General features: G+C 52.9%; 29 protein-coding genes and 1 tRNA gene. 12 read left to right on the top strand and 18 right to left on the bottom strand.

Features of this window, described 5'->3' with window-relative positions; translation table 11 throughout:
• The first annotated feature begins 203 nt into the window (after window positions 1-203).
• Together CFLAV_RS29065 and CFLAV_RS29060 are read left to right on the top strand one after the other, a co-directional pair.
• Window positions 204-866: an SCO family protein gene (locus tag CFLAV_RS29065; RefSeq protein WP_007418507.1), complete on the top strand. Its 663-nt coding sequence runs from the start codon at window positions 204-206 to the stop codon at window positions 864-866.
• Window positions 866-1,309 (top strand): DUF420 domain-containing protein, encoded by a 444-nt coding sequence (locus CFLAV_RS29060; RefSeq protein WP_007418506.1) that lies wholly within the window; start codon window positions 866-868, stop codon window positions 1,307-1,309. The genes CFLAV_RS29065 and CFLAV_RS29060 overlap by 1 nt, the downstream gene beginning before the upstream one ends.
• A gap of 11 nt (window positions 1,310-1,320) precedes the next feature.
• On the opposite strand, the gene CFLAV_RS29055 is transcribed toward CFLAV_RS29060, so the two are convergent.
• Both CFLAV_RS29055 and CFLAV_RS29050 read right to left on the bottom strand, forming a co-directional pair.
• Window positions 1,321-1,767: a GatB/YqeY domain-containing protein gene (locus CFLAV_RS29055; protein WP_007418505.1), complete on the bottom strand. Its 447-nt coding sequence runs from the start codon at window positions 1,765-1,767 to the stop codon at window positions 1,321-1,323.
• A gap of 2 nt (window positions 1,768-1,769) precedes the next feature.
• Window positions 1,770-2,531: a UvrB/UvrC motif-containing protein gene (locus CFLAV_RS29050; protein ID WP_007418504.1), complete on the bottom strand. Its 762-nt coding sequence runs from the start codon at window positions 2,529-2,531 to the stop codon at window positions 1,770-1,772.
• A gap of 137 nt (window positions 2,532-2,668) precedes the next feature.
• Here CFLAV_RS29050 and CFLAV_RS29045 point away from each other — a divergent pair, with 137 nt between their 5' ends.
• The gene (locus CFLAV_RS29045; RefSeq protein ID WP_007418503.1) at window positions 2,669-3,655 is read left to right on the top strand and encodes an L-histidine N(alpha)-methyltransferase; all 987 of its coding nucleotides are present in this window, start codon (window positions 2,669-2,671) and stop codon (window positions 3,653-3,655) included.
• A 16-nt stretch (window positions 3,656-3,671) separates the two neighbouring features.
• Here CFLAV_RS29045 and CFLAV_RS29040 read toward each other — a convergent pair whose 3' ends face one another.
• From CFLAV_RS29040 to CFLAV_RS29030, 3 genes are all read right to left on the bottom strand, one after another.
• Window positions 3,672-4,559: a dihydropteroate synthase gene (locus tag CFLAV_RS29040; RefSeq protein WP_007418502.1), complete on the bottom strand. Its 888-nt coding sequence runs from the start codon at window positions 4,557-4,559 to the stop codon at window positions 3,672-3,674.
• Window positions 4,560-4,611: 52 nt separating this feature from the next.
• Window positions 4,612-4,971 (bottom strand): nuclear transport factor 2 family protein, encoded by a 360-nt coding sequence (locus tag CFLAV_RS29035; protein WP_007418501.1) that lies wholly within the window; start codon window positions 4,969-4,971, stop codon window positions 4,612-4,614.
• A 47-nt stretch (window positions 4,972-5,018) separates the two neighbouring features.
• Window positions 5,019-5,095: transfer RNA gene (locus CFLAV_RS29030), tRNA-Arg, on the bottom strand.
• Window positions 5,096-5,695: 600 nt separating this feature from the next.
• Here CFLAV_RS29030 and CFLAV_RS29020 point away from each other — a divergent pair.
• Genes CFLAV_RS29020 through CFLAV_RS33385 form a run of 4 tightly spaced genes read left to right on the top strand, consistent with a single transcriptional unit; the run spans window position 5,696 to window position 10,008 of the window.
• On the top strand, window positions 5,696-6,592 hold the full coding sequence (locus CFLAV_RS29020) for a toxin-antitoxin system YwqK family antitoxin (RefSeq protein WP_007418500.1): 897 nt from the start codon (window positions 5,696-5,698) through the stop codon (window positions 6,590-6,592).
• A 37-nt stretch (window positions 6,593-6,629) separates the two neighbouring features.
• Window positions 6,630-7,568: a hypothetical protein gene (locus tag CFLAV_RS29015; RefSeq protein WP_007418499.1), complete on the top strand. Its 939-nt coding sequence runs from the start codon at window positions 6,630-6,632 to the stop codon at window positions 7,566-7,568.
• Between the two features lie 17 nt (window positions 7,569-7,585).
• Entirely contained in the window at window positions 7,586-9,391 is a 1,806-nt protein-coding gene (locus tag CFLAV_RS29010; protein ID WP_007418498.1) for a family 14 glycosylhydrolase, read from the top strand.
• Window positions 9,392-9,441: 50 nt separating this feature from the next.
• Window positions 9,442-10,008, top strand: coding sequence for a fused DSP-PTPase phosphatase/NAD kinase-like protein (locus CFLAV_RS33385; protein WP_007418497.1), 567 nt, complete (start codon window positions 9,442-9,444; stop codon window positions 10,006-10,008).
• Between the two features lie 29 nt (window positions 10,009-10,037).
• On the opposite strand, the gene CFLAV_RS29000 is transcribed toward CFLAV_RS33385, so the two are convergent.
• The 10 genes from CFLAV_RS29000 to CFLAV_RS28955 form a co-directional block, all read right to left on the bottom strand.
• A complete protein-coding gene (locus tag CFLAV_RS29000) occupies window positions 10,038-10,910 on the bottom strand; it encodes an ABC transporter permease (protein WP_007418496.1) in 873 nt (290 codons plus the stop codon).
• Window positions 10,907-11,932: an ABC transporter permease gene (locus CFLAV_RS28995; RefSeq protein ID WP_007418495.1), complete on the bottom strand. Its 1,026-nt coding sequence runs from the start codon at window positions 11,930-11,932 to the stop codon at window positions 10,907-10,909. The genes CFLAV_RS29000 and CFLAV_RS28995 overlap by 4 nt, the downstream gene beginning before the upstream one ends.
• The gene (locus CFLAV_RS28990) at window positions 11,929-13,461 is read right to left on the bottom strand and encodes an ABC transporter ATP-binding protein (protein WP_007418494.1); all 1,533 of its coding nucleotides are present in this window, start codon (window positions 13,459-13,461) and stop codon (window positions 11,929-11,931) included. Before CFLAV_RS28990 ends, CFLAV_RS28995 begins: the two co-directional genes overlap by 4 nt.
• Window positions 13,461-14,468, bottom strand: a complete 1,008-nt coding sequence (locus CFLAV_RS28985; protein ID WP_007418493.1) for a BMP family lipoprotein — start codon at window positions 14,466-14,468, stop codon at window positions 13,461-13,463. Before CFLAV_RS28985 ends, CFLAV_RS28990 begins: the two co-directional genes overlap by 1 nt.
• Before the next feature lie 74 nt (window positions 14,469-14,542).
• Entirely contained in the window at window positions 14,543-14,998 is a 456-nt protein-coding gene (locus CFLAV_RS28980) for a hypothetical protein (RefSeq protein WP_007418492.1), read from the bottom strand.
• A 69-nt stretch (window positions 14,999-15,067) separates the two neighbouring features.
• The gene (locus tag CFLAV_RS28975) at window positions 15,068-15,457 is read right to left on the bottom strand and encodes a molybdenum cofactor biosynthesis protein MoaE (RefSeq protein ID WP_007418491.1); all 390 of its coding nucleotides are present in this window, start codon (window positions 15,455-15,457) and stop codon (window positions 15,068-15,070) included.
• 10 nt (window positions 15,458-15,467) lie between these two features.
• A complete protein-coding gene (locus CFLAV_RS35850) occupies window positions 15,468-15,713 on the bottom strand; it encodes a MoaD/ThiS family protein (RefSeq protein WP_007418490.1) in 246 nt (81 codons plus the stop codon).
• A 25-nt stretch (window positions 15,714-15,738) separates the two neighbouring features.
• A complete protein-coding gene (hpt, locus tag CFLAV_RS28965) occupies window positions 15,739-16,365 on the bottom strand; it encodes a hypoxanthine phosphoribosyltransferase (protein WP_063816478.1) in 627 nt (208 codons plus the stop codon).
• Window positions 16,366-16,726: 361 nt separating this feature from the next.
• The gene (locus tag CFLAV_RS28960) at window positions 16,727-18,268 is read right to left on the bottom strand and encodes an ArnT family glycosyltransferase (RefSeq protein ID WP_007418487.1); all 1,542 of its coding nucleotides are present in this window, start codon (window positions 18,266-18,268) and stop codon (window positions 16,727-16,729) included.
• A gap of 257 nt (window positions 18,269-18,525) precedes the next feature.
• Complete coding sequence (locus CFLAV_RS28955) at window positions 18,526-18,906, bottom strand: dUTPase (protein WP_007418486.1); 381 nt, start codon at window positions 18,904-18,906, stop codon at window positions 18,526-18,528.
• A gap of 139 nt (window positions 18,907-19,045) precedes the next feature.
• Between CFLAV_RS28955 and CFLAV_RS28950 the strand changes: the two genes are divergently transcribed.
• Window positions 19,046-19,720 carry a HEAT repeat domain-containing protein gene (locus CFLAV_RS28950; RefSeq protein ID WP_150107663.1) on the top strand — a complete coding sequence of 225 codons (675 nt, stop codon included), beginning with the start codon at window positions 19,046-19,048 and terminating at the stop codon, window positions 19,718-19,720.
• 25 nt (window positions 19,721-19,745) lie between these two features.
• On the opposite strand, the gene CFLAV_RS28945 is transcribed toward CFLAV_RS28950, so the two are convergent.
• Window positions 19,746-20,258 (bottom strand): TPR end-of-group domain-containing protein, encoded by a 513-nt coding sequence (locus CFLAV_RS28945; protein WP_007418484.1) that lies wholly within the window; start codon window positions 20,256-20,258, stop codon window positions 19,746-19,748.
• A gap of 164 nt (window positions 20,259-20,422) precedes the next feature.
• Here CFLAV_RS28945 and CFLAV_RS28940 point away from each other — a divergent pair, with 164 nt between their 5' ends.
• The 4 genes from CFLAV_RS28940 (at window position 20,423) to CFLAV_RS28925 (ending at window position 24,100) form a co-directional block, all read left to right on the top strand.
• Complete coding sequence (locus CFLAV_RS28940; RefSeq protein WP_007418483.1) at window positions 20,423-21,694, top strand: NfeD family protein; 1,272 nt, start codon at window positions 20,423-20,425, stop codon at window positions 21,692-21,694.
• 15 nt (window positions 21,695-21,709) lie between these two features.
• Window positions 21,710-22,492: a slipin family protein gene (locus CFLAV_RS28935; protein WP_007418482.1), complete on the top strand. Its 783-nt coding sequence runs from the start codon at window positions 21,710-21,712 to the stop codon at window positions 22,490-22,492.
• Window positions 22,493-22,846: 354 nt separating this feature from the next.
• The gene (locus tag CFLAV_RS28930; protein WP_007418481.1) at window positions 22,847-23,680 is read left to right on the top strand and encodes a DUF2092 domain-containing protein; all 834 of its coding nucleotides are present in this window, start codon (window positions 22,847-22,849) and stop codon (window positions 23,678-23,680) included.
• A 30-nt stretch (window positions 23,681-23,710) separates the two neighbouring features.
• Window positions 23,711-24,100 carry a hypothetical protein gene (locus CFLAV_RS28925; RefSeq protein WP_007418480.1) on the top strand — a complete coding sequence of 130 codons (390 nt, stop codon included), beginning with the start codon at window positions 23,711-23,713 and terminating at the stop codon, window positions 24,098-24,100.
• Between the two features lie 44 nt (window positions 24,101-24,144).
• On the opposite strand, the gene CFLAV_RS28920 is transcribed toward CFLAV_RS28925, so the two are convergent.
• Window positions 24,145-24,813 (bottom strand): hypothetical protein, encoded by a 669-nt coding sequence (locus CFLAV_RS28920; RefSeq protein WP_007418479.1) that lies wholly within the window; start codon window positions 24,811-24,813, stop codon window positions 24,145-24,147.
• Between the two features lie 423 nt (window positions 24,814-25,236).
• A partial coding sequence (locus CFLAV_RS28915; RefSeq protein ID WP_007418477.1) for a HEAT repeat domain-containing protein occupies window positions 25,237-26,116 on the bottom strand: 880 nt, incomplete at its 5' end.

Raw genomic sequence — 26,116 nt, 5'->3', positions numbered from 1 at the left:
GCTTTGCGGCAACGGTCATTCCAGCATGGCTTCCGGTCGCCTCTATGTTGATAGCCAGGAAGATTTTGACAAGTGGATGGCAACCCAGTCCAAAGGTGGCGGCGCTACCAGTTTCGAGTAAGAGGAACTTTTGCAAGAAAGGCAGCTCCGCTAAATGCCGGGCTGCCTTTCTTTTTTAATTGCCTGACGGCCTAATTTCATTGATGAACAACTCTTCGCGCAAATTTGAATTCGTGGTTTGGAGCGCCTTGATCTTGTTGATCATCGGGATTGTGGGGGCGTTCGTAATGTCCAAATTGAATTCCACGACCAGGCAATTTCCTATTATCGGACAGGTGGGGGATTTCCATTTAACCAATCAGTTGGGACAGCCGATTTCGATGACAAATCTTCACGATCACGTTTGGATCACTGATGTGATCTTTACTAGTTGTCCGGGGCCATGTGCCAAGATGACCAAGCATTTGTCTGAGATACAAAATTCCCTTACAACCAATCAGCCGATAAAGCTGATTTCTTTCACGAGCAATCCTGAGTACGACACGCCATCCGAACTAAAAAAATATGCGGAACGATTTGGAGCAGATGCGAATCGATGGTGGTTTTTGACGGGTGACAAAGGGGAAATACGGCGGTTGGCGACCAACGATCTCAAGTTTGTCGTGGTGGAGAAACAACCGGACCAACGGGAAAATCCTGATGATTTATTCATCCACAGCACCTGGTTTGTTCTCGTGGATAAGCATGGACAAGTTCGTGGATGGACGGATGAACAGGGCAGCCTGCACGCGTATTGGGACTCGGAAGACGCCGAGGCGCGGGCCAGCATACTTGCCGCCGCTCAGCGCATAGCAAAGGAAAAATAATGACAATAATGGATTTGCCAGCGGTAAACGGCTCATTGAATGCTTTGAGCGCGATGTTTTTGATGGCCGGTTATATTTGTATCAAACAAAAGAAACAGATTGCTCATCGCAACTTCATGGTGTCCGCCTTTATCACCTCAGCCGTATTCCTGATTTGCTACCTGACCTACCATTTTTACCTTGGATTTGTTTTGCACAAGGGGCCAACCAAGTTTGTGGATCCCGCGTGGTTCCGACCTATCTATTTGGGACTTCTGCTGACACATACCTTGCTGGCGGTGATAATTTTGCCGATGATTATTGTCACCATTGTGCGGGCAATGAAGAAGCAATTTGAGGCCCACCGGAGGATTGCACGCTGGACGTGGCCGCTATGGATGTACGTCTCCGTGACTGGCGTGTTAATTTATTTTCTGCTTTACCAGATTTTTCCGCAGAAATAGAACTGTAAAAACTAAGGGAGCAGTTTGCCGACCAGGGAGCTGATGGTTTTACCATCGGCGCGGCCAGCAGCTTTGACCTGAACGGCCTTGATGACGGGTCCCATGTCCTTCTTGCTGGTGGCGCCCACTTCCTGAATGGTGGCTTTTACCAATTGCTCGAGTTCTTCGGGAGAAAGTGCCTGAGGGAGGAAGGCCTCCAGAATTACGATTTCCTGCTTTTCCTTTTCGGCCAACTCCGGACGGCCGCCTTTTTCGAATTGTTCGAAGGAATCTTTGCGCTTTTTAACTTCCTTTTGCACCAAGGCAATGAAATCCGCATCCGAAAGGGAGTCGGTTTTGCGCTCGATCTGAGCATAGCCCATGGCGGACTTGAGCATGCGGAGGGCGGACAGCTTATCAGCGTCCTTGGCCAGCATCGCAGCCTTGATTTCTTGGGAGAGTCGTTCCTGTAAACTCATGATTATTCAGTAGATTTTAGATTGCGTAACTCATCCCGGACCTTGGCAGCCTTTTCGTAATCTTCGTTATTCACGGCATCCGAGAGAGCCTTTTCAAGGCGTTCCCGCTTCGAGAGTGGGCGCTTGCTGGAGACTTCCTCCAACCAGTTCTTCAGATAGTTGGTTTCGCCGCTCTGCTCCGCCATTTCGCCTCTATTTTGTTCGCGATAGAAGTCCTGGATTTGGGCCAAACCTTCCTCGATAAATTGCATGGCGGTGCTATAATCGTTGAGCTCAAGAGCCTGGGTTGCCCGGGCGCGAGTCTGGATCAGAAGCAACTGTGGCTTGAACTGGACAACGGACCAGGTCAGTTCTTCGGATTCGGCGTGCTTCTTCACGAATTCGAACACGGCGATGTTGCGCTCTGTGTCGCGAACCACGGCATCGTAGTCTTCCAGTTGCAACAAGCAGATGTAGCGATGATGATATTGCAGGGCTTCCAGTTGAAGCTTGGCGCAGTCCTCAGGCTTGAGCTTAAAACCTTCGGCATTACCTTCGTTCGAAGCCAGGTGCTTGTAGAGCTTGGTCTGGAAAAAGTCGTAAATAGTGGGGTATCCAAGCGGATGCTTTCCATCCGGACGGCCCTCGGCGTTCATCTGAAGCAAGCCGAGATCGACGCGCAATTGGATTTTTTCGGTACCATCCTTGCCGGTGAATTTTCTAACCACCACCTGGCCTGGTTGATAATCCCAGTGCTCGAGGAGGTGAGAAATATCAAAATTCATGTCGCGAATATAATGTTACGTCATATCAAGTCAACGAAAGGAGAGCTTAATCTTTATAATTGCCTCGATGGAGTCCGGGCCTGCCTGACCGGGTGCGGAGGCTTGTTTTACAGAGTGGTTTGCCGCAAGAATGATTCATGTCATCCGTTGTTCATGTAGCCATTCACTCCAGCCAATTTCCTGAGCAGGTGCGACGGGATCTGGAGGAGTCGATCCGCACACGCCGGGTTAACCACAAATTTCATTATGACAGCGTGAAGCAGACCCAGAAATGGTTGGCACTGCACCAGGCTTATTCGCCTTCGAGGACGGACGATAATTGTGCGGCTACCTACGATTTGAGCTTTGAGGGGGCAGCCAGACATATCGATCAGGCGGCGGTACATTTGATTGGATTGGGCTGCGGCGGTGGGCAAAAAGACACAAGGCTCCTGCGCTTACTCACGGAAAATGGGAAATTGGTCTCCTACACCCCTTCCGATGTGAGCAGCGCCATGGTCTTGGTCGCACGTGAAACGGCCGTGGCGGTGGTTCCACAGACGAAATGTTATCCACTCGTTTGTGACCTGGCTTCAGCAACCGATCTGGCGGAAGTGATTGACCAGCAGGGTAAAGCAGAGGATGCCCGGTTGATAACTTTCTTCGGCATGGTGCCCAACTTTGAGCCGGGAAGCATCCTACCCAGACTGGCGGCAGTGCTCAGACCCAAGGATTGGCTACTGTTCAGCGCGAATTTGGCTCCAGGGAGCGATTATCTGGCGGGAGTGCGGAAGATCCTTCCGTTGTATGACAATGAATTGACCCGAGAATGGTTGATCACCTTTTTACTGGATTTGGGGGTGGAACGCACGGATGGCGAATTGAAGTTTACGATCGAAGATGATCCTGCAGGCTCGGGCCTGAAGAGGGTGGCGGCTTACTTTCATTTCAATCGGGATCGCGAGGTGGGTTTGGACCAGGAAAGGTTTGTGTTCAAGCAAGGGGAGGCAATCAGGTTGTTCTTCTCGTATCGGCATACGCCGGAGCGAGTGAAAAAACTGCTCGGGCAGGTCGGAATCGAAGTTGAAGAACAATGGGTGGCTAATTCGGAGGAGGAAGGGGTATTCCTCTGTCGGAAGCTTTAGCCAGGGAGCTTAAGCATTAAAAGACATTCAAGGTATCGAGCACGGCCTTGATGCGGGGGACTTCGTGGGTGCGGAAGAGGTCGGTTTTGCCCAGGGCGGCCAATACGGCAAAGAAAGGTTCCGCGCAACGGACTTCATCACCAAAGTATTCAAACGCATGGGGCAGGGCATGGCAGGTGGGGAAGCCCAGTTCGCGCAAGCGGAAGGTATTCAGGAAAGTGGTCATCTGATGCCGCACGCGGACGGAGCTGTCCTGGAGATTGCGGTAATAGAATCCCAGGCCCGGATCAATGAAGATTTTTTCAACGCCGTTGCGGGTGGCGACTTCAATTTGACGGGCGAAGTAGTCCTTCATCATCGCAGTTGGGTCAGCGCTAAAGTCAAAGTCACTCACCTCGCGAACGTTTTTGCCTTGCACATAACAAATGATGACTGCGGCATCGTGGTCTGCAACCATGCGAAAGAGTTCGTCACTGCGGTCGGTTCCGGTGAGGTTCAGGATGTTGGCACCGGCTTCAAGACAGGCGCGAGTCACCGCGGGTTGATATGTCTCGACGGAGGCCAGGATGTTGGCTGTGCGGAGGGCTTTGATGACGGGGAGCAAACGGCTGTTCTGGTTCGCTTCGTCCACCCGGGCCGCATGGGCAAGCGTGGATTCGGCACCGATATCAATGATTTGAGCGCCCTGGGCGTGGAGAACTTTGCCACGTTGAATGGCGCTTTCAGCTGAGAGGCAGACACTTTCGCGATACCATGAATCGGGCGAGAGGTTGATCACACCCATGATGGCAGGTTGCGAGTTAAAGGAGAAAGGCTGGCCCCCGATGGAGAATTCCTTCACCTGTGCCCGGGTGGCAGAGCGGTTTTGGTCGACAAGTTGGGCGAGTTTTTCAAGTGTGAGCATGTAAGATGGAATGGTGCGCTCGATGGGTTTTGAACTGTGTGTCTGGAATATTCTATTGTTTCCTGGTTCCCTGATGGAACTCCATTTGCCAGCCAGTTGGATTTTTACGCCAAATGGAGCTTCTCAAAAACTCCCCGGAAATCGCATCGCCTTCCTGGTTGGCGGAAATATAGGTTATGAGAACGACGTCAGCAGCCAGGGGAGTGGCTTTATAATCGCGTGATTTAATTTTAGTGCTCCCGTCCTCTGTGGGCAGTCGCTCCAAAATCTCGTTTCTCGACCAGATCCTTCCCGATGATCCATGTTCGAAGAAATTGGGGCTGAGAAGCAGGGAAATTTTCGAAGCGCTGGAACGCACTTCGAAAGAGTGCGACTGTTTTTCCAATTCAAATAGAAACGAAAAATCGGTCATCGAATCACATTATTGGAATGTTGATTGAAATGAAGCAAAATGAAAATTGGTGCGCCCGCCGCGATTCGAACGCGGGACCCTCTGCTTAGAAGGCAGATGCTCTATCCAACTGAGCTACGGGCGCAACTGGAAGAACATTACTGAGAAGATGGGCGGGACGCAAGTGTGTGTCCAGTATCACAACTCCCAAGCTTAATGGGGAAGGATTGCCATGTGTGAAAAATCAATATTCTGGAGTGAGGAGTCAGCACAAAAGCTTGAGGATAAAGCCGGTTAAGGCGGCGAAAGTCTTCATCGCATAAAAGCCGGCTTGGATTTTACTCGACAGGCAGAGTGGGAGAATTAATCTGTCCTCCAATCGGCAGCCTGGGGTTGCCTGAATGAACTTAACGCGCTGATCATGAATTGGCTTTTATCCTTTATCCGTACGATGTTTCGTCGTGATTCCTCTGGCAAGCGCCATCGCTTGATGGGGATGTATTTCGATGAGAGCAATAGTGCGGGAAGGCGAAAGCCCAATCGCGATCGGGCGTAAGCTTCTTTACGAGAGGGTCGCAGAAATTCATTGGACAGATTCCTCAACCGTCCGTTTTCTTTATTCCTCAATTTCAGCCTGGTTCGTCAAAGTTCACCAGAACCTGGAAGTTTGCGCTTGGATTTTTTCATTCCTTGGCAACACTTAACCTATTATCAGTTTCCAAATTTCTCACAAGGTTGAACTACGATGAATGTTAATGCTGCAATTACCAAAATTCTGATGGCATGGGTTGTCGTTTGCCTCGCTTCAGTGGGCAGGGCGGAAGGGCAGAATGCCAAAAAGACCAGCGTAGCAGCTTACAAATATGGCATCTGGCAAAAGGCAGGAAGTCTTGAAGAATTGGAGCAGATGCGCTCGCAAATGTCCTGTCCCAGAGGGGCACACTCGGTAGCGGAGAAAACCGCTTTGTTTCAGGGCGATCCCGGGATCATGGTAGGATGTAAAGCGGCGGATGGAACTCTGGATGGTATTTACATGCTTTGGTATCCAACTTCCGTGAAAGACGGTGTGTCCGGAAGTCTCTACAAGGCAGCTGAAGGAGTGTATACGCATGGTAAAAAGCAGGGATTGTGGATGTCCTGGCGCGAGGATGGGAGCAAAATCGAGCAGGGGAAATACGCAACGGATAGGAAGAACGGAATCTGGACTACCTGGTACGGGAACGGGCAGAAGGACAAGGAAATTGAATTTAAAGACGGTGTAGAGAAGGGACTGGCAGTGCATTGGTATGAGAACGGGCAAAAGGGAATTGAATGTCATGTGGACGGGTTGCTGCCCAGCCCGGAAGGGGGCAAGCCGGTCAAAAAGTTGGTGGGTCGCTACACGAATTGGGATGCTTCAGGTCGAATGACCATGGAAGGGTTTTACTCAAAGAAAGGTGAAGGAACAGGAACCTGGACCACCTGGTCAGAGGATGGAACGAAAGAGCAGTCAGAATATAAGAACGGCAAACGGGATGGAGACTGGACCATCTGGCATCCCAACGGCAAAAAGTGGGTTCAAGGCAAATGGAAAGACGGGGAACGGGTTGGGCCAACCACTTATTATTATAACAATGGCAAGGTGGATCATGTGGAGAAATAGCTGTGGGATAAGTCCCGTTGTTCCTGTGAAAACTCCAATGAAAAAAACTTGCCTTCGTAGTTTTTACGTGGCGGTTCTGATGGTCTTTTCCTGCCTTGTTGGAAGAGCTGAGGACTTATCAGTGGTGCAGGAGGCGCCCGAGCAGATGGCTGGCAAACTGGGAGTCAAGTTGCCATCGCTGCCGTGGCATGTTGCGGATGTGTGGTGGAAATTTGAGAAGCCAATTGAGCATTTCGAGAGCTTGTCCATGGAGGTGACCATTGATCGGGATGTGCCGACGAATTTCAATTTGTATATCTCGCCGGTGGGAATCGCGAAAATTAATGGAATGGATTTCTACGGTGGATTTCAGACAGGAATCAATGGCTGGGTTTCGAGGACAAATCAGGAGCGAGTGTTCGTGGGGAAAGGTGCCATATTTTCACGCTGGTCACATGATAAGAAGAAGCCGATTGGGTTGGATTTTGTGCGGATGCCAGCGGACGGATTATGCGAGAGCGCGGGTTATGAGGGAGAGTTTTGCAGCGTGCGACGACCGGTCGCCTGGACCAAGGGGAGTTATACCTATTCGGTGGTGAAGGGCGATACTGAGGTGATCAAGGGAGAGGCGCAGACGTGGTTTCATTGTCTCGTGCGCTCCCATGCAACGGAGGAAGTCACTTGGATTGGCAGCTTGAGGTTCGAGGGAACTGATTTTCAATTTTGGAACCAGCACGCGGCCTTCGTGGAGGTCTATTCCACCAAGATTTTACCACATCCAGGCATTCCAAAGGTCAACGTTACATTTGGTTATCCGCGCCTCAATGGAACCAAGCCGAAGCTGGTGAAGGCGAGTGCCAATTATAATGTGAAGAGCAGTCCAGCCTGTGCCAGGGCAAAAGGTGCTGGAGATTGCGTCGTGGTGGAAGTTGGAGAGATATTTGCCCGGAAATCTGAGGAGGGACAGGAAAAGATTGATTTGAATGCCGGGGAGTAGAGAATGGCCGTTGAGCCATGAAAACACCTGAATTGCACGCAACGCCTATTGCCTTGTTGGCATTCGTAATTTTCCTGCAGACGCAGTTTCCCACCTTCTGCCAAACGAACCAATCGTTCGACGGGCGGCCTTGGAATGTATCGAGCGGGAATTTATCGGTGAGTTATATCCAGGGGTCACCCATTGGGGCGTATCCGAAAACGAATTATCTGGAACCGGCGCCATCGGTGGAATCGCAGAAGCGTTTAAAAAGTCTGGGGTTGGTGGCAAATGAAGATTATGTTGCGTGGGGTTCGGTGGAACAGGTGCCGGGGCGATGGGATTGGAAACAGCATGATGCTGTTGAAAAAAATCTTCATGAGGCCGGGTTAAATTACGTGGTCTATGATTGGGTTCACTTTCCGCCCGTCTGGCTCAGAGACCAGCAGAAAGAGAAGCGGACGTTGATGCGGTGTCTGGAACATGGCAAGGAAGCAAACTACCTCTCGATTTTTGATCCGCGTACCGTGGAGTGGTATGACCATTTTTACAAGAACCTGAAGGAGCATTTTGGCGATAAAATTGATGATGTTTATGCGTGCATTTTAGGACCCTATGGCGAAGGGAATTATCCGCTCATGGTGCCGGACTGGGTGAACATGGGGCATTGCCATGAAGGGTATTGGTGCGGAGATGATTACGCCGTACGCGCTTTTCAGACCGCGATGAAGAAGAAGTATGCGAGCTTGCGCAAACTGAATCGCGCCTGGGGGAGTAATTATAAAACGTTTGATGAAGTGTGCCCGCCGAAGGAGATTGCCAACGAGAAATTCAAGCCATCACCGGAGGCGTTTGTCATAGCCGGTGAGAAAAGGCGCTGGCTGGATTTCATTACGTGGTATCACCAAGCAATCATTGATTTTGCCGAGCAATCGATCAAAACGGCACTGAAATATTTTCCAGCCGAGAAAGTGCGCGCCAAACCTGGCGGCAATGCGGGCGGAGTGAATCCGATCGCGTGGGGTACGTATTGTCCGGGCTACGCGAAGATGGCGGGAAAATATGGCGTGGTGCTCCAGCCGGCGGATTGTCAGGGGGCGGTATTCGGGGACAAATGGGTGGGAACAGCGTATCAGTTTTATGGAGTGAAGGAGTGCACTGAGCCGGCGGGTGGATTGGATGAAAAGCATTTTGTGCGGCGGATGTTTTCAGATGCGTCGTGTGGCGCGGCGCAATTGTTCACGTACGAGTTCGAGCAGCATGCCACGAACATCCAGCAGTACATTCACCTGTTTACTGGAAAACCCGGAGAAACCGAAGTGGCAGTTTACTGTCCCACCACGTGGTATCGTTTGGGCGGGAGTTTGCAAACAAGCATCGCGGCCGGGTATCCCTTGCGGGACCTGTGCGAATTTGATGTGTTGGATGAAATACTGATTACCGACGGTGCATTGACGACCAAGAGATACAAGGCTTTGGTGATGCTTCAAGCCGATGTCGTGGATCAACCGATCCTTGAGAAAGTGGATGCCTTTATCCGGAAGGGTGGAAAGGTGATTGTAGTCGGTGATGCGGCCCTTAAGAATGTAGAAGGGCAGGTGTGGCATGGTGTTTCGAAAGTGAAACATGTGTTGGCAGTCGCAAAGGATAAGGTTTGGTTGAAACAATTGGCAGCCGAACTGGCGGGTTGCAAAGGAGTTGATGGGCAACTGGACGGCTTATGGACCTGCCGCCGTGGTAAACAGATTCTTAAATTCAATTCAACTGACAAGGTGGTAAATACAGAGATTGAGGATCAAGCAGTGCAAGTGGCGCCGTGGACGATTTGGGCAAGTCGGAAATGAGCATGCTTTCGGCTTGTGTTCAAAGGGGCTAAGGCAGTAAACCAAGCAATATGTTGAGCCTTGCAACCTGGTTAAAAAAACATAAATGGCTTAAAATTTCCCTGCTCTCGGTTGGTCTTCTGCTCATCGTTGCGATGAATGTAGCGGGGCGGCGCGGTTTGCCGGCGCAGGAAGGAATTTATAATTTTGGCAAGGTGAGCGAGGGTCTTTACCGCGGAGCCCAGCCGGATGAAGCTGGTATCCAAAATTTGAAACGACTGGGTATCAAGACGATTGTCAATCTGAGGATGCCGGATGATGTTTTGAGTGGCGAGGAGACGCAAGCGCATGCAAATGGAATTACTTATACAAATGTGCCCCTGCGTGGTCTGGGACGACCAACCGACGAACAGGTGAAGAACGTTCTTGCACTGATTGAAACATTGCCTGCGCCGGTCTTTGTTCATTGTCAGCATGGCTGTGATCGCACGGGCACGATCGTCGCGTGTTATCGCATTCAGCATGACAAATGGTTGAGCGAGACAGCCTTGGACGAAGCGGGTCATTATGGCATGTCGCCGTTTGAGCGCGGGATGAGGAAGTTCGTAAAGGAGTTCGCCGGGAGGCGGGTGAAGTGAGAAGGTGGCAAATTTCCATCCGGCCTTGCTCAGCGCCGACGGAACGGTATGCCCAAAGCCTTGGGCGCGCGTGAATGGCCGACGAAGCCGGCCAGCACGAAGATGGTTACCACGTAGGGAAGGATTTGGATGAACTGGACCGGGATTGGTTCATGGCCCCAAAGGATTACGCCTTGAAGCCGGATTTGAAGCGCCTCAGTAAAACCGAAGAGGAGGCAGGCAATGGCGGCTGGCACAGGTTTCCATTTTCCAAAGATGAGGGCCGCCAAGGCGATGAAGCCACGGCCTGCCGTCATGTTGCGCGAAAAAGATGAAGAGAGAAATATGGAGAGGGAAGCTCCGCCCATGCCTGCAAGTGCGCCGCTGAGCAGGACGGCCATCCAGCGGACGCGATTCACGCGAATACCTGCGGCATCGAGCGCTTCAGGATGTTCGCCGGCAAAGCTGAACCAAAGCCCTGCAGGCGTGTATTTCATCCAGAACCAGGAGAGTAAGACGAAAATCCAGCAAAGGTACAGCGGGGCGGATTGGAACCGATTTTCGATGGGAATGGCCGGGGTTGAGCCGGTGACGTCATAAAGGATTTTGGATAGAAACGGCGTAAGCCCCAGCGCGAGCATGTTGATCGCCATGCCCGCGACAATTTGATTGGCGCGCAAATGGATGACGAAAAGACCATAGATGGCGGCCATGAGAACACCTGAGGCCATCCCGCAAACCAAGCCGAGCCAAGGTGAATGAGTGACCAGGGTGCCGACCGCCGCGCCAAAGGCGCCGAGTAACATCATTCCTTCGAGTGCAATGTTAATGACACCGGCGCGTTCGCTGAACATTCCCCCGAGCGCGGCAAAAATAAGTGGCGTCGATACTCTGAGCGTCGAGGCCAGAAGTTGAGTTGTCATGTTTGCCCTCGCTTTTTCATCCAGGACCAGAGGCCCTCGGCGGAAACTGATAGAATGATTAAAGCCTGGAGAACCAACGATAGTTCACGTGTCACATGTTCGGTTTCCAAATCCAAATCGGCTGTTCCCTTGTGTAGGGCACCGAAGAGCAAGGCGGCCGCGACGATGCCAGCCGGTCGATTTTGTCCCAGGAGCGCAACAGCGATGCCGAGAAAACCATAGTCGGGCGAGAATCCCATGCGGAACTTTCCTGCGTTTCCCAAAACTTCTCCAATGCCCACCATTCCGGCGAGTCCTCCGGCCAGGGAGAGGGCAATGATTCTGATGCGGGCGGTATCGATTCCGGCAGCGCGTGCGGCGGATTCGTTCTGGCCCACGGCTCGAATTTCAAAGCCCAAGGCGGTGCGCCAGAGCAAGACCCAGACGAGAATAGTGGCGAGAATCGCCAGCGGGAGTGCGGCACTTACGGGGGCGCCGCCAAAGATTTCAAACTGATGTATCAAGTATCCCGTTCCGATGGGGCGTGTTTCCGGATTTTGAGAGTCGGGATTTTTAAGAAGGTAAAGCGTGACGTAGCTGGCCAGGCCGGCGGCCACGAAATTGAGCATGATGGTGTTGATGACTTCGTGACTGCCATGTCGGGCGCGGAGCCAGCCGGGGATGGCACCCCAAAGAGTTCCCGCACAAATCGCCGTGACACCAGCGAGCATCGGCCCCAGTGGCCAGGGAATCCCAGGCCAAAGCGCGCCCACCGCGGCGGCGGCTAGCGCGCCCAACGTGAGTTGGCCCTCAGCGCCAATATTGAAAAGTCCGGCGTGGAACGCGATGGCAACGGAGAGTCCGGTGAAAATGAGTGGCGTTGCATAGAACAACGTCATGCCAAAATCGTAACCTGAGCCAAATGCTCCATGTCCCAGTATTTTTAGAACATGCCATGGGTTTTCGCCGGCAAACCATGTGATCGCGAGGCCCAAGGCCAGGCCCAGGGCGACCGCGAGGATGGGTTGGAGCAGCCGTTTCATGATCCACCCATTTTCAATCCCAGCTCGCGCTCCGAGACCTGACCGCGTTCGAATTCAGCGACGATGCGACCTTCGTACATCACGAGGATGCGGTCAGATAAGGCCATAATTTCCTCCAGTTCGGAGGAGACGAGGAGGACACCGGCTCCTTCATCTCGCGCGCGCACGATGCGCTGGTGAATAAATTCAATGGCGCCGACATCCACGCCGCGTGTCGGTTGCGCGGCAATCAATACCTGTGGGCGCCTCTGGAATTCGCGGGCGACAATAAGCTTTTGCTGGTTGCCACCGGATAGACTTCCAGCGGGAATAGCTAAATTCCTTGGGCGGACATCATATTCCTCGATGGCTTGTGTTACCGTCGTTTCCAATTTTTTTGAATGCAGAAAGCCCGCGCGGCTGAAAGCCGGGCTTCTTTGCAGACCCAGGAGGAAGTTTTCGCGGACAGATTGTTCGAGCAGGAGTCCTTCGCGGTGACGATCCTCCGGAACCAGCGCCACGCCGAGCTCACGGATTTTGAGCGCTTGAAAAGCAGTGACATCCTGACCGAGAAATGTGACTGCGCCTGAGGTTCGGCAGCGGGAATCGCGAGGATGAAGAATTGCCTGCAACAGCTCTGATTGGCCATTGCCTTCAACTCCGGCGATGCCAACAATCTCACCGCGCCGCACGGAAAAATTTACATCTGAAAGTTTGTGGCGGCTTCCAGCCATGGTGCCGGTTAAATTTAAACCTTTGATTTCAATGGCTGATTCGGCGCGTGGACTCGCAGGGGTTACTGCAATATTTAAAACCACTTTGCGACCTACCATCAGGTTCGCCAGCTCCTGCGGAGTGGTTCCGGAAGTTGCCAATTCCCCGGTTACCTTGCCGGCGCGAAAGACCGTGATTCGGTCGGTGACAGACATCACTTCCTTTAGTTTGTGAGTGATGAGGAGGATGGTCTTGCCTTCGTCACGGAGCCTTTTCAAGTTCGAGAAAAGGTCGTTGGTTTCCTGGGGAGTCAGGACGGCGGTGGGTTCATCCAGAATGAGAATGTTTGCGTTGCGAAAAAGCAGCTTAAGAATCTCGATACGTTGCTGGATGCCAACGGGAAGTTGTTCGACAGGGCAATCCCAATCGACGGGCAAATTGTATTGATTGGCCAGAGTCTCCAGGCGGGTGCGGGCGGCCTTGCGATCAATCCTTCCCCAACGGCGAGGCTCCGCTCCGAGTAGAATGTTGTCCAGCGTCGAGTAGGGGGCGGCGAGCATGAAATGCTGATGGACCATTCCGATCCCGGCAGCAATGGCAGCAGAGGGGGAAGACCAGTCACATTTCTTTCCATGAACGAAAATGGCTCCGGTGTCAGGCCGATAGACGCCGTAGAGCATCTTCATGGAAGTGGATTTGCCTGCGCCGTTTTCGCCGATGACACCATGGATGGTGCCGGGTTCCACTCGCAGGTTTACCCCGGCATTGGCCACGCAACCATTGAACTGCTTGGTCAGTTCACGCAACTCGACTGCTGCGGTGGTGGCGGACGCCATTATTTTTTCTTGTAGAAATCGGGGACGACGATTTTGCCGGCGATGATTTCCGCCTTGATGTCATCGGCGCGCTTGCGCACGGATTCGGGTAGAATCTTTTCGTTGTACTGATCAACGGAGTAATCGATACCCTTGTTTGCGAGGCCAAAACGTTTAATGCCACCCGTAAAATGGCCCGCCTTTGACTCTTCAATCGTGGAAGCGACAGCCTCATCCACCCGCTTGAGCATACTCGTCAGTATCAGGCCGGGTTTGGTCCAATTCTGATTGGCATCGACGCCGATCGCGAATTTCTTTTTTTCCTCAGCAGCGTCAAAAACACCCAGACCAGAAGCTCCGGCAGCGGCGAAAATAATGTCGATACCTGCATCGTATTGTGATACCGCGAGCTCCTTTCCTTTCGGCGGGTTGTTCCAGGCTTCACTGGTCACTCCGACGAAATTGGCGAGGACGTTTATTTGAGGATTAATCTTTTTAGCCCCGGCTTCATAAGCCATGGAAAAGCGGCGAATGAGCGGAATATCCATGCCACCGACGAAACCAATTTTTCCACTCTTGCTGGTCATGGCCGCGATGGCGCCGATCAGGTAAGCACCTTCATGCTCTTCGAACACGAGAGAGCGAACGTTGGGCGCGTCCACTTCAGCATCAATGATGGCGAAATGCTTTTGCGGAAACTGTGCGGCAACTTTTTTGATGGCTTCCTTCTGAGCGAAGCCGATGCCGATGATCAGATCAAAATCTCTTTGAGCAAAGGCGCGCAATAGCGGTTCGAAAGCATTGTCATCGGTGGCTTCGACATACTTGAGGAAAATGCCGAGTTTCTTTTTGGCCTGGTTGGCACCTTCATAGGCGGACGAGTTGAAGGATTTGTCATCCTTCCCTCCACGGTCGAGGACCAGGCCAACTTTGAAATCCGCCGCAGGTGTTGAAAACACCAATCCAGCGAGGAAGAGGAACATGGCGAACGCGCGCCATTTCAAAGATTGCGTAAAGAACCTTTGCATAGTTCCCCTTTTCTATGCGTAAAGTCCGGCAGGGTCAAGGTGCCGATGGGGACGGAATGAAATTAAAAGAGGGATTACGGATATTTCAACCGGAAGAACTTGTTGCCAACGGTGGCGGGCACGGTCACGTAGTTGCTGCCATTAGTGACAGTAACGGAGGAACCAGTGGTTGACCAGGCGTTGGGAGTATTCAGATCAGCGTCCTGTTGCAAAGTGAACGTCGTGGAAGAAACGGGCCAGGAAATGATTACGTTCAAACCGGCTGGAGTGATGGTAAGGAATGGCGCGCCAGGTGTTTGAACAGCAGCAATGATGCCCCAAAAACCGCCATCGATGGTGTAATTGCCGCCAGACATATGACCGGCATCAGGCTGACCAATGGTGCCGCTGACAGAATAAACGCCGCCGGTGCTGGTGCCGCCACCGCCATCGATGCTGAACCAATCAATGCTGTAGGTTTGAGCCCTGCAGAGCGAGGGAAGTACCGATGCCGCGAGCAGGATGGCTAATAGTGCAAATTTGTGCTTCATTCCGAGGACTCGATTATTCCCGTGCGTGGAAGCAAACACAAGCCCTTTTCGATAGGGCAAAACCCTCCCTCAAGAGACTGGCTTTTTCCAAATGGGGACAACGCGTTTCATTTCTTCGATAAGCCATTGGCAGGCAGCGAAGGCTTCGCCGCGATGGGGGGAAATGATTTCGACCCAGAGCGAAGCTTCGTTGACTTGAACAAGGCCAAGGCGGTGCACAAGTCGGATGGACTCGATCGGCCAGCGTTTTTCGATTTGATCGAAGAGGAGATTGAACTGGTGCTCCGCCATTTTATGAAAGGCTTCGTATTCGATGGCGGTGATGGAGGATTCGCCTTCGGCACCGCGAACGACCCCGGAAAAGTAAATGGCAGCGCCCATACCTGAGGACATGGTGCGTTGGGCAACGAGGTCGGGTTCGTTAATGGGATCGGTAGTGATGGTGAGGTGGCGTTTCATGGCCAGTAGATCAGCCGCCCTGGACGGGAGGGAAGAGGGAAACCTGGTCGCCGGCCTTGAGGACGTAGCTGCGGCCCTGATATTCAACGCCGACAGCGATGAGAGTGGAATTTTGCATCCCACCTAGTTTGGGGAAACGCTCAATGAGTTGCTTGAGCAAAGTGTCGATCGTGCTGCCGTCGGTCAGAGTTTCGATCGTATCCGTGCAGCCGGTCAGGTCTTTGAAATAGGAATAAAAATGAACCTGGATTTGCATTGCTGACGGTGCGAGCCGGCCGGACTTACTTTTTCTTCCGGTAAGGCGATTTGGTTTTCGCGTTGGCTTTGTAAATTTTCGGGTGGAGGACGCCGACGAAGGGGAGGTTGCGATAACGCTCGGCAAAGTCCAATCCGTAACCGACAACGAAGTAATCAGGAATTTCAAAACCGACATAGTCCGCTTGCACGTTTTCGACACGGCGGGCTTTTTTATCGAGCAGGACGCAGGTCTTGATGCGGCGTGGTTTCAGGGCTTTGAGCTTGGCGAGGACGCGGTGGATGGTCTTGCCAGTGTCGAGAATGTCGTCAACGAGGAGCACATCGCGACCGCGGACATCGAGGCGGAGTTCCTTGGTGAAAACGAGGTCGCCGGATTCCGTGCCGTGGCCATAGCTGGAGACGCCGATGAAATCGAGTCGCAAGGGAAGGGAGAGGTGGCGGATGAGATCGGCGAGGAACAGCACGGTGCCGTTGAGCAGCGAGACGACGACCATTTCCCGGCCTTTAAAATCGCGTTCAATCTGGACCGACATTTCCTGGACGCGCCGTGCGAGTTGTTTATCGCTGATGAGCATGGATTCAATGTCCTTGCGCCAGGCAGCGGGTGCTGGTTGCGAACGAACGGTCGGAACGGCAGATTTCTTTTTCATTTAAGATTCGGCGCTGATATGAGCGCGTTACTTAATGATTCTAGGCGAGGCAGGGGAGTTGTCCAGCGGAGTTGTAACGGATCAGGAATTGGAAAGATTTTGTGCCAAGGTTGCTTTGGATTGATGGTTAATCAAATCAAGCATTTCGGAGGCGAGCCATTGGGCTTCCTTTTTGCTCGGAATTTGACGTGCGATGAGCCGCTTTCAAAAACAGGTTGGCCGTTCTGTGAACCAGATGCAGGCGAATCAATATCCCTTTAAATGCGCAGTAAAACGGCGCTTGCCCGATGAGTTCAAAAACCTAATTTGGACAGTAGTGAACAGCAATGCCCCGCCGCGGCTGCAATGAACGCACTGTTCATTACTTGGGGATCTGCAGGATGAGGATTTGCGGCGAGCTGAACAGCACCGGCCAATTCTTTGCCGCGTCGGGAAGTTCTTCCGCCAAATTCATCGCCCGCTCCCGTTGCGTGCCGGTAGCAATCGTCAGCGCCACTAGGTACGGCGAAGGATTCATCAGCACAAGCCGCGTGTAACCCAATTCCTTGAGACGGGCGAGCTTCTTGGGATCGTTCAACCAGCCGATGTTCTTCGTCGAGAACCCGCCGGTCAGTCCGTCCCGCTCACACCGGGCAAACGGGTCGCACCAAACGGCCCCCCAGACTACGATCTTGTCCGTCGGTGCTGTGTACTCCTTAATTATGCGCGCGGACTCATCTTTCCACGGATCGAAAAGCTGAGTGAAGTGAATGGTTTGGGTCGTCTCTGCCAGCGAAAACACAATTGCCGCCATCACCAGCACGAACCGCCCAAACACATTTAGCTGAAGCCGCTGCCAAGCACCGTCCTCGAACGCATGCGCCGCGGAGGCGCATAGCAGCGCGAACGCGGATGAAAAGACAAAGAAATAATGGGTATGGCTGAGAATCAGCGGTGTGAAGACCATTGTTGTGCAGACTGCGGCAAGAATCCAGAGCCAGACTTCAGATATCTTCCGCAACCGCACCGCCGCAAGCGCCAGAAAAACCAGCCCGAAGTTCCCAACAACATAACACATAAAATACCATCCGCCGCGGATCCAATTCATGGGGGTTAGGCGGTAGTGAATCGTTCCGAAATACCACTCCGCGATGCCGCCGCTCTCTTTGCCCAAGATATCCATGTTCACCAATGGAAATTCCGCCAGCGCATAAAGCCGGTGCGCGTGCTCGTTCCAAACCACAAATACGGCCATACTCACGATTCCCGCCAAAGCAAGTTGTATCCAGGCAGTCACCGAAAGCCGGTGTTTCAAAAGCAGCCAGAAAAATGCTGTCAACCCCACGGTCATGAAGAACGGCGCCTTCACTATCGCGCTCAAGCTGCCCGTCACCGCCGCGGCCGCCCACCAACCCCAACTGCATTTCTCCATCATTCGATAAGCGGAATAAATGAAACAAACCGCCAGTGCCCACGCCGTGCTGTCGCCACCAGCCTGGCCGCCGACGATGATGTTCAACGGTTGCGCAAGCGCGAACACCGCCGTCCACCACGCGACGCGTTCGGAATAAATCCTTCGCGCCAGGTCGAACAACAACGCCACCGTGGAGAGCATGAACGCAAGTGACACCACGTTTCCCCAGCCGTACCAAATGCCGAACCTCTTCATCAACGCTGCAGTTAGGGCTTGCCAAATTGGGAATTCAAGGGGTGTCGGCGAACCATTTGCGTTGAACCCGGGCAGAATCGGGTTTAGTAGATCAATGTTGCCTTTTGCGTACCAAATTGCTGTGGCGAGGTGTTGATCCCGGGTGATGCTGTATCCCTTGGCGGCCATCGACAATTGAAACACTACCACACCAATGGCGAGCAACAGCGCCACCAATTTCAGGTCACGATGGTCCGAAATTTTCTCTTGTTCCATGAATGGGCATATTAGAATCCTTTATACGCTCAAGCAAGAACATCCGCACAGTGTATTGCGATTTAAGCATTCAAATCGCGGATCACGCGCGTAAAGGGGTCACTACTGTCCAAATTAGCTTTTAAAAAGTGAGTGAAAAGGATCTCCGTCTCTGATGAGAATGGGGGGAAATTGAAACCACAAACCATCATCAACGAAGATCCAAATGATTCGCACTGGGAGTCTGGTTAGCCAAATCCTTTCTCTTTTTCGCAAAGTTAAATGTGCTTGGAATCGTCGTGGTCTTTTTTGATGTAGCCGGATTCCTGGCGCTTGAAATTGACTTCGTTCTTTTTGACGTAGGCGTTGAAGACGTCGTCGGCGCTCATGCCGAGGACCTGGGCCATGCTGATGAGGAAGTGAAAGAGATCGACCACTTCAACACGGGCGTTTTGTTCATCGAACTTCTGATATTTGGCCCACCATTTCCACGGGACACTGTCGGTGAGTTCGGCCATCTCCTGCGACATGGCGCGGCAATAATTGAGGATCCATTTGGTTTTTTCCTCCTCAGTCATGGCATCAGTGTTGACACCGATGCGCTGGTTGAGCGCGCGTTGCATGTTAAACAGTTCACGGAGTTGGTCAGGTTTTTCCATACGCAAAAGAATTACCAGTTCGCGGTGCAGGGTTCAAGGTTGAGAGTTTTTCCGGCACGAAAAGCGCGAAAATGGCAGGGAATTCGTTGGAGCTGAGGTTGCATTTTGATGGAAGGAGGCAGAAGTTTTAACCAAGGATGTGAAGACGTTACGGCTCATGGTCACATTGGGAGTCGTCATTCTCCTGGGATGGCAAGGGATTCTTTTCATGCAGGCGCGGGAGCCGGTTTACCAGGGCAAAAAGCTGGGTGAGTGGCTGGAACTTTACCAGGATGAGAGTTGGGACTCCCCGGAACGGCAAAAGGCGGCGCAAGCTGTGCAGAACATCGGACCGAAAGCGATTCCGAGTTTGCTGAAGACCATGAGTTATCGGCGTCCCCCAATGGAAGAGAAGGGGATAGATTTATTAAGACGGCAAAAACTGGTGCCAATCGAGGCGGTGCAGGTTGGAACGTACCGCGCACGGGGAGCTGATGGATTTGAGATTTTGGGTGAAGCGGCGCGGCCAGCCATCCCGAAGTTGGTGAAACTTTTGGATGATCGCAACAAACATATCAAATATCTCGCTTTTGTGAGTCTGCTGGAAGTGCGACCCAGCCAACGGGATTTAACTCCTGCATTGATGAAGGCGGCCAAGGATCCAGACCCATATATTGGCAATGAAGCTGTGAATGCCCTGAGATATTTTGATCCGGAAGCGGCCAGGGGAGCAGGGTTTGGCGGACCAGTGGACACGGAATCATACGTTTATATCAAGTATGAGATGCTACACGAAGGAGGCGACCAGGGGCACGGCGTTAATGGCCGTTCGTGACCAAGGCAGGCCCCTGCTGGTTCCATCAATGGATTGACTTCGAAAGTTTTGAGATCTCCGATTTCAGGGGCTGGAGGTCGGGATCTTCCAGCGCCATCTGTTTGATCTCCCTGGGATCGCCAATGCGGAAGGCCTTTTCGAGCCAATGGATGGATTCCTGGAATTTGCATAACTGACAGCAGTAGCAGGCCAGATTGTAGGGAATCAGGGAGAGTTCGGGGAATCGGTCGGCAGCGGGCTGGAGTAGATCGAACGCTTCCTGGGTGCGCTTGAGCTCATGAAAGGCATAGGAGCGATGGATCCAACCAAAGGGATATTCCGGCGAGGTCTCAACAATCCGGTTTGCGATGATGATTGCTTCATTCCATTTCTCTTCAATGGCACAAATGTTCCAGCGGACGGTGAGGACTTCGGGATGGTTTACCCCGGCGTTGGAGATTTTCTCGAGTTCGGAAACGGCTTCAGCAGTATTGCCGAGTTCGAGCCAACCTTGTGCGGCTTGGGCGTAGTGAGAATCCGGCGGTTCGAGCTCGTTCATCAATTGATAAGAGTCAGGGTTTCATTGAGAAGGCGAATGGTCAAATGGAAAGTGCAAGGGAGGCAAAGCCTTCAGGCGGAATGGGTCCGTCGGTGTTGGCAGCTCAGGGGATTTCCGGTCATTGCGGGTGCGGGGTGTTGTGGTAGTTTTACTCGTCAAGGGTTATGAAGCGTGGGCTGGCAATTGCGATAGTGATCCTAATGTACGGGGGCCTGGCTTGCCTGCGGGCCGCAGATGTCGCTTTGATCAAGATCCACGGCGCCATTGGTCCCGCCACGGCTGATTACATTGCCCGCGCAATTGATGTAGCTGGGAAGAGCAATGATGCCTGCCTGGTTATTCAACTCGACACGCCGGGAGGGCTGCTGGATTCAACCAAGGAGATCGTCCAAAAATTTTATGCATCGACCGTGCCGACGGTGGTTTATGTAGCTCCTTCCGGAGCGAATGCCGGCAGTGCAGGTTGTTTCATCACGCTGGCAGCGGATGTGGCGGCGATGGCACCCAATACGAGCATCGGTGCGGCGCACCCGGTAACATTGAGTCCCGGCGGGGAGAAGACCGATGATGTGATGAAACAAAAGCTCGAGAATTTCGCCAGCAGTTCCATTGAGGCGATCGCCGAGAAACGCGGGCGCAATGTCGAGTGGGCCAAATCCTCCGTCCGTGAAAGCGCTTCCACCACGGCAGAAAAAGCACTCAAGCTGAAAGTAATCGATCTTATTGCCAAGGATATGCCGGACCTGCTGGGGCAGCTCGACGGACGAGTGGTCAATGGGAAAGCCATGAAAACGGCGGGGGCGAAGGTCGTGGAAATTCCGATGGCAGCCAGCGAGAAGGTTTTTCAAACATTCTGGCGGCCCGAAGTGATGCTTATTCTGATGTTGGTGGCGATTTATGGCATCATCGGCGAGCTCAGCAATCCGGGTGCGATTTTGCCGGGGGTTGCGGGGGGAATTGCGTTCATTCTCTTTCTCTACATGGCTGCGGTCTTATCGGTCAACGTGGCCGGGTTGGTCATGATCGGGTTGGCACTGGCGCTGTTCATTGTGGATGCTTATACGCCGACGCATGGAGTGTTGACGTTCGGTGGCATGGTGGCGTTTTTCCTTGGTGTGCTGATGCTTTTCAACCGGGGCGGAACAGGATTTCAGCTGTCATTGGGATACATTATTCCGGCAACGGTGGTGACGGGAGCATTTTTTATTTTTGTCGTGGGAGCCGGGTTGCGGGCGCAGAGGCTGCCGGTGCGTGTTGGCCGGGAAACCATGCTGGGCAAAACAGTTCCGGCATTGACGCGGATTGATTTGAAGGGCGGAAACGTCTCAATAGAGGGCGAGTATTGGAAGGCAGTGAGTGACGTTGCCGTCGAGCCGGGGCACCTGGTGGAGGTGGTCGGGATGGATGGGTTGACGTTGAAAGTGAAAGCAAAATGAAATGAGGGAGGAAGTATGGAAGATAGCATTCACAAATTATTCAGTTTGACGGCCTGGCTGCTGCCTGTGCTGATCCTGGCATTGATCATCATACCCCAGGCGCTTCGCATCCTGCGCGAGTATGAGCGCGGAGTGATCTTTCGTTTGGGCAAGTTGCTTGGGGTGAAAGGACCGGGCTTGATCCTGTTGATCCCGATTGTGGATCGGATGGTGAAGATGGACCTGCGGGTGGTCACCATCGATGTAGCGAGGCAGGAGATCATGACGCGGGACAACGTGCCGGCGACGGTGGATGCGGTGGTTTATTTTCGGGTGGTGGACCCGATAGCTGCCGTTGTGAAGGTGGAGAATTATTGGAAGGCGACTTCACTGATTGCCCAAACGACTTTGCGCAGCGTGTTGGGCCAGGCGCCATTGGATGATCTGCTGTCACAACGCGAGTCGATCAACCTGAAGTTGCAGGAAATTATCGACCGGCAAACGGAGCCGTGGGGGATCAAGGTGACGGCAGTGGAGATGAGGGACGTGGCGCTGCCGGACAGCATGAAACGAGCGATGGCGAAGCAAGCGGAAGCTGAGCGGGAACGGCGCGCGAAAATTGTGAATGCTGAAGGAGAATTTCAGGCGGCCGAGAAGATGGTGCAAGCTGCAGCGATGATCAGTAAGGAGCCGATAGCTCTCCAACTGCGCTATCTCCAGACCATGCGGGAAATTTCCAGTGAGCATAACACGACCACATTTCTACCGGTGCCGATTGATATATTTTCGCCGTTTCTGAAGGGACCACCCAAGACGTAATCGGGTTTACCAAAGGCTCTTCAGGGAATTGCCGCACGAACGATTTGTTAAGTGGGGGAGTAAAAACGCGGCAAAGAGGGCGAATTCCCCATGGATATGACAAGGTTAACAATTAATGTGCTAATTGAGTAGTCAGGAGATATCCAGCCAAGGCGGCGCTTACGCGTCTGAAGAATGCGACAAAAGTATCTGATCATTCCAGCCACGCTCGTGTTTGTGATGGGTTTGCCATCCGGTGGTAAATTTCGTCAGCGCGAAACAGGAGGAGGTTCAGCCACAAGCTGCCGAAAAGGAAGCCAGCGCCTGCCGCTAAGAACAATCCGTTAAAACAAGAACAGTTGTGGAGAAGTTATTATGATGATAAACCAGACAGCCAAAATTTCGGCACAACGAGTATTTTTGGTCGTGGTGGTACTCGCACTGTCAATGCGGGGCCATGCGCAGCCGCCTGCACTTTCGACCAACATTCCAGGTGGCTTGCCGCAGATGTCGAGTACGAACGCGCAACCACTGATGGAGCAGCAGGCGCTTGATCAGTTGAAGCGCATGAGCACGACATTGAGTGCTACCAAGGCCTTTACTTTCAATACCCGCAGCACGATGGAGGTTCCGGCAAAAAACGGGCAATTCGTCACGCTTTTCGCAGATTCTCAAATCTCATTGCAGCGGCCCAACAAGCTTCGCGCCCATGTCATGGGAGAGCTGGCCACCTTTGATTTGTATTATGATGGCACGAACATCGTGGCATTCGCGCCCACAAACAATGTTTACTCGATGACCAACGCGCCTGATACCATCGATGCGACGCTGCGGTTCGTGGAGGAAAAAACCGGGATTCACATTCCTTCAGCAGACATCATGTATAGCGATCCTTATTCGGTATTGACCAATGGCCTGGATAGCGCATTCGTGGTGGGCACTGCCACTGTGGATGGCGCACCATGCGTGCATCTGGCGTTCAGGAATCCCGGGGTCAACTGGGAAATCTGGATCGAAACCGGCAGCAGTGCCTTGCCGCGACGATTGGTGGCGACTTACACGGATGTTCAGAATTTTCCGCGTTTCATGGTGGAATTCTCCAACTGGAATCTGCATCCGGACCTGCCCGCGGGCACTTTCACCTTCAATCCGCCGCCCGGCGCCAAACAGATCGAGTTTCATTCTCCAGCAGGGCAGAGGGGTCCATAATGGTCTAGTGTACAAATGAGAGGCTAACTTATGAATCGAACTAAATTTTTACTGATCATTGTGGGCAGTGTCGCATTGCTCCTGTCCCTGCCAGTCAACGCTGTAGTGGTTGCCCATGGCTATCGTGGAACCGCTGTAGCAGCGCCCGCTTACGGCGCTACCGCAGGCGTCTATCATGGAGCTGTGGTAGCAACACCTGCTTACGGTTACGGTACTACCGCGGGCGTTTATCATGGAGGTTATGGCGGTTCCGCTGCGCGGGTTGGTGGTGCTGGCACGGCTTCGGGTTATCGAGGCACAGCCACATGGAATAATGGCTCAGGCGTGGCGGAAGGGAGCCATGGAGGCTCCGCCGCGTGGAGTGGTGGTACGGGCGTCTACCATGGGGCTGAGGGTGGTACAGGCACTTGGCATCGATGAGGTGGCAGGTAGTGCCCTTTGGAGTTGGTTTCCTGCGGGATTTGTTATTGGGATTTCTGCGTCTCTTCGGAGAGCACGTCGGTGGCGGGAAGGTCTATATCGCCCTGTTCGGTTTTGATGCGGGTTTTGGAGCCGCCGGACATGATAATTCTTCCGACGATGGTCTTGCCGTCCTTCAGATGGATGAGGTTCGGGCGTTTTTTGAGTTTGGGGTTGTCGAAGCTGGACCAGGTTTCCGGAACGAATTTTTTTCCTTCGCAGATGTTACAGGTGGTTTGACCGGTTCCCTTGCAGGTGGTGCATTTAACCCTGGTGGTCCCGCCGCAGACTTTGCAGGCACCGATGTTTACGGGTTCGCCATTCTGCATCTGAATGACTTCGCCTACGTGATGCTGATTCCAGGAAGTGGTGCCGGTGCTCGTGGGAAAAGTCTGCCAGAGATCGGTGGCGGGATGACCCTCCACAGGCATGTGACGCCAGATTCCCTTTGATAATTTGAGGCAGGGTCCGGGGCAATCCATTTGCCCGTCTTTGCAGGTGGCAACGGGACATTTGGCAAGGCCGGTTCCTTTGCAGTTGAAACAGGGTTTGGTTTTATCCGGCGTGGTCAGGGTTGTGGGCGAGGGGGTGTTTGAATCGGCGATAAGCAGGTTGTTCCCCGCGGAGCTCACGAGGAGGCACAGCAAGATGAGGAAAAGTCCTTTTAATTTCATTGCACTTAATAAATCAGGATACGGGCTGTGTTGGCAATGAATTTGGTTTCGTTAGAGAAAGGGAAAGGTAAAATGCTGTCGAGGAGATCGCGTCAGAAAAGGGCTGGTGGTTAAGTCCCGGTGGAGCGTTTTCGGAGCGTGTCTGGTTTGTGAGTCACTGTTGATCGCGGAATATTGGTTGATTATTCGGAGCCGTCCGGTGGGGATTGCGTGAGACGATGTGTCGTTGCAATGGGACCGTTTGAAGGATGTGATTCCTGGCCAGGAGGGAGTGAATTGCGGTGGCGCGTTCCGCTTCGGGCGCGGGTGCGGAGTTGCTTTGAATCGAGGGCCGAAGCGGTTTCCATTGAGGGGCTGGTTTCCAGCCCGTTGGGCTTCGCTAAGATAAGGCCGGTCCTTTGGACCTCGGTAAATTGGCTGGTTTCATTTCACACCGGCTTTGGCGGCGGCCTGGGGATCGATTTTTTTGAGGGCTCTTTCGGCGGTGGAGGCGACGAGGCGGTTGGTGCCGTGAATGCTTTCAGTGAGTGCAGGGATGGCGGCTGAGGCGGCGTTTCCGATATCACCCAATAATTGTGCAGCCTGATAGGCGATCTGATCATTAGGATTTTTTAAGATGCCAATGATAACTTCCACGACTTCAGGTTTGGCGGCGGTTTGTGGGGCCACCAGATGCAAAGCCTTCGCAGCCATCATTCGAACTTCCACGCTGGAATCGTTGAGCGTTTTCATGAGGACTGGGACGACGACATCCGCCCGTTCCGGATATTCCGCCAAAGCGAGGGCTGCATTATTCCGCAGCGCCCATTCGGGGCTTTGCATGGCAGCGATGAACTCAGGTAGCAACTCGTTTTTCTCCCGGTCCCTGCCTCTGAGGAGTCCTCTCTCGTAGCTGAAGCAGTCAATGATACTTAATCGAACGCCGGAGGTTTTCTCTCGCTTCAGCGCCTTCACCATTTCCGGAATGGCGCTTTTAGCATCAGGACCCAAACGTTCAAGCATGTTGATGGCGCACATGCGGGTTGAATATGAGTTCACCGGGACTGGCAACCAGTGTCGTAGGAAATCCGGCAGGCTTGGCCATATGCGGGCGTAACGAGATTCCAGGGGGCCATTTCCGGCATTCAAGGCCTTGACCAGCATTTCAATGCCCTGAGGGCCAAGCGCGCGCCATTGATCAGTTTCGGCGGATTCCCCTCTGTAAGTGATGCTCTTGATCCATTCGGCTTCGGTTTTGCCCTGGATCAGGCGGTAGGATTGAGCGCGGAGAATCTGCCAAGCCAAGCCGACGAGCAGGAGGGCG

It is taken from the genome of Pedosphaera parvula Ellin514, from assembly GCF_000172555.1.
Classification (GTDB): domain Bacteria; phylum Verrucomicrobiota; class Verrucomicrobiia; order Limisphaerales; family Pedosphaeraceae; genus Pedosphaera.
The sequence above is the reverse complement of the archived record's forward strand: the minus strand, read 5'-3'. Positions and strand labels throughout refer to the sequence as shown.